9 protein-coding genes are annotated in these 7,224 nt (G+C 63.6%); 3 read left to right on the forward strand and 6 right to left on the reverse strand.

The features are described 5' to 3' along the window. Positions 1-159: 159 nt before the first annotated feature. Entirely contained in the window at positions 160-591 is a 432-nt protein-coding gene (locus ACTS2Z_RS07190; protein ID WP_442572539.1) for a hypothetical protein, read from the reverse strand. Between the two features lie 201 nt (positions 592-792). Here ACTS2Z_RS07190 and ACTS2Z_RS07195 point away from each other — a divergent pair, with 201 nt between their 5' ends. Together ACTS2Z_RS07195 and ACTS2Z_RS07200 are read left to right on the forward strand one after the other, a co-directional pair. Then, positions 793-1,371, forward strand: coding sequence for a GNAT family N-acetyltransferase (locus ACTS2Z_RS07195; protein ID WP_442572540.1), 579 nt, complete (start codon positions 793-795; stop codon positions 1,369-1,371). Further along, complete coding sequence (locus ACTS2Z_RS07200) at positions 1,368-2,528, forward strand: EAL domain-containing protein (RefSeq protein ID WP_442572541.1); 1,161 nt, start codon at positions 1,368-1,370, stop codon at positions 2,526-2,528. Before ACTS2Z_RS07195 ends, ACTS2Z_RS07200 begins: the two co-directional genes overlap by 4 nt. Here ACTS2Z_RS07200 and ACTS2Z_RS07205 read toward each other — a convergent pair. Next, positions 2,511-3,092, reverse strand: coding sequence for a YqgE/AlgH family protein (locus ACTS2Z_RS07205; protein ID WP_442572542.1), 582 nt, complete (start codon positions 3,090-3,092; stop codon positions 2,511-2,513). The two genes, ACTS2Z_RS07200 and ACTS2Z_RS07205, sit on opposite strands and share 18 nt — an antisense overlap. A gap of 135 nt (positions 3,093-3,227) precedes the next feature. Between ACTS2Z_RS07205 and ACTS2Z_RS07210 the strand changes: the two genes are divergently transcribed. Next, the gene (locus ACTS2Z_RS07210) at positions 3,228-3,710 is read left to right on the forward strand and encodes a peroxiredoxin (protein ID WP_442572543.1); all 483 of its coding nucleotides are present in this window, start codon (positions 3,228-3,230) and stop codon (positions 3,708-3,710) included. A 14-nt stretch (positions 3,711-3,724) separates the two neighbouring features. Here the strand turns inward: ACTS2Z_RS07210 and radC are convergent, their stop codons facing one another. The 4 genes from radC to ACTS2Z_RS07230 form a co-directional block, all read right to left on the reverse strand. After that, a complete protein-coding gene (gene radC, locus ACTS2Z_RS07215; RefSeq protein ID WP_442572544.1) occupies positions 3,725-4,366 on the reverse strand; it encodes a RadC family protein in 642 nt (213 codons plus the stop codon). A gap of 48 nt (positions 4,367-4,414) precedes the next feature. Further along, the gene (map, locus tag ACTS2Z_RS07220) at positions 4,415-5,239 is read right to left on the reverse strand and encodes a type I methionyl aminopeptidase (RefSeq protein ID WP_442572545.1); all 825 of its coding nucleotides are present in this window, start codon (positions 5,237-5,239) and stop codon (positions 4,415-4,417) included. A gap of 97 nt (positions 5,240-5,336) precedes the next feature. Beyond that, the gene (locus tag ACTS2Z_RS07225; RefSeq protein ID WP_442572546.1) at positions 5,337-6,257 is read right to left on the reverse strand and encodes a peptidase; all 921 of its coding nucleotides are present in this window, start codon (positions 6,255-6,257) and stop codon (positions 5,337-5,339) included. 174 nt (positions 6,258-6,431) lie between these two features. Continuing rightward, positions 6,432-7,224: M28 family peptidase (locus ACTS2Z_RS07230; protein ID WP_442572547.1), on the reverse strand; the 793-nt coding region annotated here is incomplete at its 5' end.

Below are 7,224 nucleotides of genomic sequence, written 5' to 3' on the forward strand. Positions count from 1 at the left end.
CAGGTAATGTATCGTCGCATCGCCCACCTTATCGGCAGTCGTTTCGCTGCGTGGATCGGCGGCCAGCTTGCCTCGGAAGGGGCTGCGCCAGTCGAGCAGCAGGCGCTCGACATTCTTGCCCGGATTGACGGGCTGGCCCAGATAAAGGCGGCCGGTCTGCTAGCGGGTGCTCAGCCGCCAGGCATCCCACGCCCATCCGGCCGCGATAACAACGGCAGCGCCCCATAGGATCACGCTGCCGGCCCCTGCCGTGTAGGCTTCCCCACCGTAAAGACCCGGCGCCCATGCCAGAGCGAGCCCGTCCAGGAACATCGCCGTCATCAACGCCAGTGCAAGGCCAGGCAGAACCTGTCCTGCCGCAAGGCGAGCGATGCGCGCGATCAGCCAGACGAAAGGCAGCGTTCCGGGAATGACCGCGAGATAGAGCGCAATGCGGGCCGGGTCCTCATGGATGCCCATCGGACCGAGCCATCCCAGCAGCAGGGCTGCGGCAAGCCAGAGTACCGCTCCTGCCATCAGGCATATGCCCATTTGTCCGGATTTCAGTCCACCTGCCAGAGGGGCCCGGGCAGGTGTGTCGGGGTGGGGCATGGTTTGCGCTCCTTAAGGCCTGGTCGCGATAAATGTAGCGACTGCTACATAATCGTGCAAGACCGGAGCCCGACGCGTCAATTTCCGTGACGGACAGCCGGGCTGGCGTTATGGGTTGGACGGTGCTGGTGCACGGACGTTCACCGCCCGGAAAGAGTAGTGTGCCATTATATCCGGCCCTGAAGGCATGGAGGCTTCCCCTTGGCGTTGTGGCGTGACGAAATTCCCGAAACCACGCTGACGGGTGAAGGCATCCGCCTGCGCCACCCCGGCCCGGATGACTATGAGGCCTGGGCGAAACTGCGTAGCGCCAGCCGCGGCCATACCGAGGCCTGGGAGCCGGCCTGGAGCGAGGATGAGCTGACGCGCACGGCCTACAAGCGCCGCCTTCGCCGCTACCAGCAGGATGTCGAGACCGGTCAGGGCTATCCCTTCTTCATCTTCCGGGCGTCAGACGGCGTGTTCGTCGGCGCCTGCAATCTGAACAATGTCCGGCGCGGTGTGCTGCAGGCAGCCGATATCGGCTACTGGATCGGTTCTCCTTATGTGCGGCGCGGTCACGCCCGCGCAGCTGTGCGCCGGGTGGTAACGTTCGCCTTTGCGCAACTGAACCTGAACCGGATCGAGGCGGCGACACGGCCCGAGAACGAGGCGTCGCGCTCGCTCCTCATGAGTGTCGGCTTCAGCCCTGAGGGCTATGCGCGGCGCTATCTCAAGATCAATGGCGAATGGCGTGACCACCTGAAATTCGCCATCGTGCGCGGAGACCTGCTGCGTTGAGTGGCGCACCGGGCGATATCCTCCAGCAGGCAGCGCGAGCCGCTGGCGCGCTGGCCCTGCAAATCGACCTGGGTTCGGGCAAGGCCGAGATTTCCGGCTCGGGCGACGCTTTTGGCCTGACATGCACCGGGGTTGGCGACTTTATGGACTGCGTGGCGCCGTCAGACCGCAAGGCGCTGGCAGGTCAGGAAGAGGGCCGCGTCGACCTGCGCCTGCGCCTTGCGCCTCCTGGCGGCGAGGTGCGCTATGTCCGCCTTGTCGGTGAACGACAAGGCGATGCGGTAACCGCGCTTCTCCTGCCGGCGGGCACAGGCCCCGGCACGACCCTCTCTACACTCGACGCCGAGGCAGCCCTGACCGCAGGGCTGGAGAACCAGGAGATTGTCGCCCATTTCCAGCCGATCATCCGGCTGGAGGGCGAGTTTCTGGCAGGTTTCGAGGCGCTGGCGCGCTGGCACCGGCCCGGCCTTGGCGTGATGGGGCCGGATGACTTTCTGTTTCTGGCCGACCGGCTGGGGCTGATGGGCGAGATCGGCAATCAGGTGCGCGCCTGCGCCGCGCGCAGTGTTGCAGGCTGGTTTGCCGGCGAAGGCCCGACACCGGATATCTACATGTCGGCCAATGCCAGCGTGGGCGAGCTGTTCTCCGAAGGCTTCGTCGAGACATTATCCGCCACGCTGGAACAGGCGGGTGTGCCGCGCGGGCGCTACCGGCTGGAAATCACCGAGACCGAGATCATGCGCGATCCCGAGCGCGCGGCGGAAATCCTGCATGCGGTGAAAGCATCCGGGGTGAAGCTGGTGCTCGATGATTTCGGGACCGGATATTCCTCGCTTTCGCGCCTCGACCGGTTTCCCTTCGATGTGATCAAGATCGACCAGTATTTCGTCCGCTCCATGCTGGCCGATGCTTCTGCGCGTGCGATCACGGCCTCGGTGGTGAAGCTGGCGCGCAATCTGGGCATGACGATCATCGCCGAAGGCGTGGAGACTGCCGAAATGGCTGATTTGGTGGCCGAGATGGGCTGCGATTTTGCACAAGGTTTCCACTATGCCGGTGCGCTCGATCCCGAGGCCGCAGGTCTTGCCGTGAGCAAGGGGCTTGGCGGGCGGTTTGCTCCGCCGCTCGGCTATCGCCGGTCAGGCGTGGCCGGATGATCCGGTCAGGTGCTCAGGGTTGACCCCGAGCTTGCGCATGGCGGCTGACCATTTGGCCTCGTGGCTTTCCCCGAACACCAGATCCTCGTCGGCTTCCGCCACCAGCCAGGCATTGGCCGCGATCTCGTCTTCCAGCTGCCCGGCCTCCCAGCCTGCATAGCCCAGCGCCAGCGTGGAGCGGCGCGGCGGCGAGGGCGAGGCCATCGCCTCGAGAATGTCGTTCGTTGCCGTCAGGGCCAGGCCGCCGCTGATCATCAGGGTCGCCGGCTCGTGCAGGAAATCGTCCGAATGCAGTACAAAGCCACGGTCCCGGTCAACGGGGCCTCCATCAAGCACGGCCCGGTCGGGCACCTCGATCTCGCTTTGCACGCCCAGTTGTTCAAACAGGGTCGGCAGGCGCAGGCGCATCGGCTTGTTGATGATGATGCCCATGGCATGGTCGTCGCCGTGTGCGCACATATAGACAACCGAGCGGTCAAATCGCGGATCACCGATCAGCGGGCTGGCGATCAGGATCTTGCCCTTCAGATAAGGACCGTCAAAGAGGGTGCGGTCTTGGGTCATGGGTGGAGCATCAGGCCAAAGGGGGGCGCTTGTCCAGATAAACCGGGCTGGCATGGCTTCGCGGCCTTGCGGCCCAGTGCCGTCCGCACTAGCTACGGGTCCAGACTTTAACCCGATAGCTCCAGGAGCGCATTGATGACCATCAAGACCGGCGACCGCCTTCCCGACGCGACTTTCATGACCATGGGCGCTGATGGCCCGATGCCCGTCACCACCAAGGATCTCTGCCAGGGCAAGACGGTGGCCCTGTTCGCGGTTCCCGGCGCCTACACCCCGACCTGCTCTGCCAAGCACCTTCCGGGCTTTGTCGAGAAGGCGAGTGAGCTGAAAGCCAAGGGCGTGGACACAATTGCCTGCACGTCGGTCAATGATGTCTTCGTCATGAATGCCTGGGGCAAGGACCAGAATGCCGGCGAGGGCGTGCTCATGCTCGCTGACGGCAATGGCACGTTTGCCGAGGCCATCGGCCTGACCATGGACGGTTCGAAATTCGGCATGGGCAAACGCTCGCAGCGCTACGCCATGATCGTCAAGGACGGGGTCGTCACGGGCCTGTTCGTCGAAGAGCCGGGCGACTTCAAGGTCTCCAGCGCCGACTATGTGATGGAACAGCTCTAGGCTTTCTGTCCTGCCTACATCAGACCGAGTTGCTTGAAGCTGGCCACCTTGTCGCGTCCGACGACAAGGTGGTCATGCACCACGATCGACAGGGGCCGTCCGATATCGATGACCTGACGGGTCATCTCAATATCGGCGTGCGAGGGTGTGGGATCGCCGCTCGGGTGGTTGTGCACGAGGATGAGCGCGCTGGCGTCGAGCGCTATGGCCCGCTTGATCACTTCACGCGGATAGACCGGTGCGTGATCGACCGTACCGCTGGCCTGAAACTCGTCGGCAAGCAGCCGGTTCTTCTTGTCCAGGAACAGTACGCGGAACTCCTCGGTGGAGGCGTTCTGCAGCGCGGTGCGCACATAGTCGAGTAACGCCGACCAGGACGAGATGACGGCGCGTCCGGCTATCTGTTCGCGCGATATGCGCGTGGCCATCTCCTGCATCAGGTTCAGATCGAGCGCGACCTTGTCTGAAACTCCCTTGATCTCGGTCAGCTGGTCGGGGCGCGCCGCGCACACCCGTCCGAGGTCCCCGAAACGCGCCAGCAATGCCTTGGCCAGCGGCTTTACATCGCGCTGGGGTATGGACCGGAAAAGGACCAGCTCGAGTATTTCGTAATCGGCAAGGCCCTTGCCGCCCGCTTCGGCGAAACGCGCGCGCAAGCGATCCCGGTGGCCATGATAATGGGGCTTGTCCGCCTCCATCACCTGCTACCGCCAGGGCGGGCAGTGATAGCCGGCCGGGGAGAGCGTGAAGATTTCAACGCCCGTCTCCGTCACGCCGACAGTGTGTTCAAACTGGGCTGAAAGCGATTTGTCGCGAGTGACCGCGGTCCAGCCATCGCCGAGCACTTTTACGGCAGGCTTGCCGTCATTGAGCATGGGCTCGATGGTGAAGATCATGCCGGGTTTCAGGACCGCGCCTGTGCCCCGGTCACCAAAGTGCAGCACGTTGGGCGCATCGTGGAAAAGCTGGCCGATGCCATGGCCGCAGAAGTCGCGGACAACGCTACAGCGCTGGCTCTCGGCATATTCCTGGATGGCAGCGCCAATGTCACCGAACGTATTGCCGGGCTTTACCTCGCCAATGCCGCGCATCAGGGCCTCGTAGGTCACCTCGATCAGGCGCTCGGCCTTGCGGCGCACCTCGCCGACGGTGAACATGCGGCTGGTATCGCCATGCCAGCCATCAAGCAGGCAGGTCACGTCGATATTGACGATATCGCCCTCCTTGAGCGGCTTGTCATTGGGAATCCCGTGGCAGACGACGTGATTGATCGAGGTGCAGGAGGACTTGGCATAGCCCTTGTAGAACAGGGTCGCTGGCACCGCGCCATGTTCGAGGAAGTTGCGCCGGACAATGTCGTCAATCGCCTGGGTCGTGATGCCAGGCTTCACCACATCGACCAGAAGGTCGAGCGTTGAAGCGGCCAGCGCCCCGGCAGCGCGCATCTTCTCGAAAGCCTCCGGACCGTGCTGGCGGATATGGCCGTCACGGGTCAGTTCTGCCTCTTCAAGGAATTCGGTATCGGTCACGTCACACTGCCTGCTGCCTGTCCTTGCCCCCATATAGCGCCGCCCGGGGCGTTAGGAAACGCCCCGGGCGGCTAAAGGCCGGTTTCAGGCGGCAAGCCTATTCGCTGTACAGCTCGGAAATCACCAGCACGGCCTCACGCAGCGAGGTGCTGCCATAGGTGCCGACCCAGATATCGTACTGACCGGCCATCGGGCGGTCCCACTGGATGGAAGGGTTGGTGCCGACCCCGCTATCATCATCGCAATACCAGCCGCCATCGGGGCCGTTGATGACGAGGGTCGTATCCGCGCTGGAGGCGACCGAGATAATGAGTGGCAGGCTGCCCGGCTGGAAGTTCAGGCGGACGTCCGGCGCTTCGGAGATATAGCCGCGGCAGTTTGACGATGCGGTGTCGCTGGCGCTCAGCGGGCCACCCGATTGCAGGCGGACCCGGTAGGGGTCAGGTGTGAAACCGCCGCGCAAATTCACCGTTTCGTAGGTCGGGTTCAGCGACCAGTCCGGCGTCCCGCCATAATTGCCGCCACCGCCATACGCCACCGTGTCGGCATTGACCGAATCCAGTTCGGTGAAGAAGAGCTGGGCGTTGTGGTTGGATGTGCTGCCATAGGTGCCGACCCAGACATCATACCGGCCGCTCATCGGCGAGCCGAAGTGCAGGAGCGGGTTCAGGCCCTCGCCGCCATCATCATCGCAATACCAGCTGCCATCGGGACCATTGACGACGAGGGTCGTGTCACGGTCGGACGCAACCCCGATGCGGAAGGGAAAGACCGATCCCGCATTGTAGGTCACCGAATAGTCCGGCGCGTTGGTGATATAGCCGCGACAATTTCCACCGAGTGTGCTGCTGGCGTCGACCGAGCCGCCCGATTGCAGCTGGACCACGATCGGGTCGGGGCTGAAGCCGGCATTGAGCGTGGTGGTGCCGTAATTGGGCTGCAGGGTGTAGTCCTGCGCGAGTGCCGCAGCGCCCGGCAGTGCCAGCGCAAGGGCGGAAACGAGAATTGATGCTTTCATGTTGGTGTCTCCCCACCTGTTCCGGTCAGGCAGGTCTGTCTGCAGCCCCCTGACCCCCGAATGCATATATCTAGGCACGCGCAATCTGGACCGGAGATGAACAGGTTCACAAGCAAAACCGCCCTGATGACAGGAAATGTCACCAGGGCGGCGGCTTCAGCGTGCGGAGCGGGTTCAGTTCGCGAAGAAGCTGTCCGCGTTCCAGGCCGGCGTTTCGGGCGCATTGGCCACGGCATCGATGATTTCATAATTGATGCGGGCAAATTTGGCGCCCTGGTCGTAGCGGATACCTTGCGTCAGGTCGTCGCCCGGCGCGTGGTAATTGCCGCCAAGGAAGCGCAGGAAGGCAGCGCCCTCGTCGTCTTCAGCATCAGGTGAGGAGAAGCCCGTCATCATGAACAGGGACGGCACGCCCTCGCGCACGAAATTGTAGTGGTCCGACCGCACGAAGAGCGATTGTTCGGGGATCGGGTCAGCTGACAGGGTAACACCGGCACGGGCCACGGCGGCCTCGGCAATCGGCCCCAGCGAGGAGTGCTCCGAGCCGAAGGCGATGACGTCGTTGAACTCGTAGACCATGACCGGCATGTCGAGATTGATGTTGGCAACCATGCGGCCCATGGCGGGCGTCGGGTTGGCCGCGACATGGGCTGAGCCCAGCAGCCCTTTTTCCTCTGCCGTCAGCGCGATGAAGACAACCGTGCGGGCCGGGCGCGGGCCTTGCGCAAGTGCGCGGGCCGATTCCAGCAGAGCTGCGGTACCGGACGCATTGTCGAGTGCGCCATTGCAGATCGAATCTTCGGCCATGGGCTGGCAGATGCCGATATGGTCGAGGTGAGCGGTGACAATCACCGTTTCGGCTGCGAGGGCCGGATCAGAGCCCGGCAGGACACCGATGACGTTGGCGCTTTCGACCATTTCACGGCTGGTGGCCTGCGCCATTTCCACCGTCGCGCCGAGATCGAAA

This window comes from Glycocaulis sp. (assembly GCF_052168375.1).
In the GTDB taxonomy this organism is placed as follows: Bacteria; Pseudomonadota; Alphaproteobacteria; order Caulobacterales; family Maricaulaceae; genus Glycocaulis.

Bases quoted from the DNA above. Each gene is read 5' to 3' on its own strand.
- ACTS2Z_RS07190 (WP_442572539.1), bottom strand. From the start codon at position 591: ATGCCCCACCCCGACACACCTGCCCGGGCCCCTCTGGCAGGTGGACTG.
- ACTS2Z_RS07205 (WP_442572542.1), bottom strand. From the start codon at position 3,092: ATGACCCAAGACCGCACCCTCTTTGACGGTCCTTATCTGAAGGGCAAG.
- ACTS2Z_RS07210 (WP_442572543.1), top strand. From the start codon at position 3,228: ATGACCATCAAGACCGGCGACCGCCTTCCCGACGCGACTTTCATGACC.
- ACTS2Z_RS07225 (WP_442572546.1), bottom strand. From the start codon at position 6,257: ATGAAAGCATCAATTCTCGTTTCCGCCCTTGCGCTGGCACTGCCGGGC.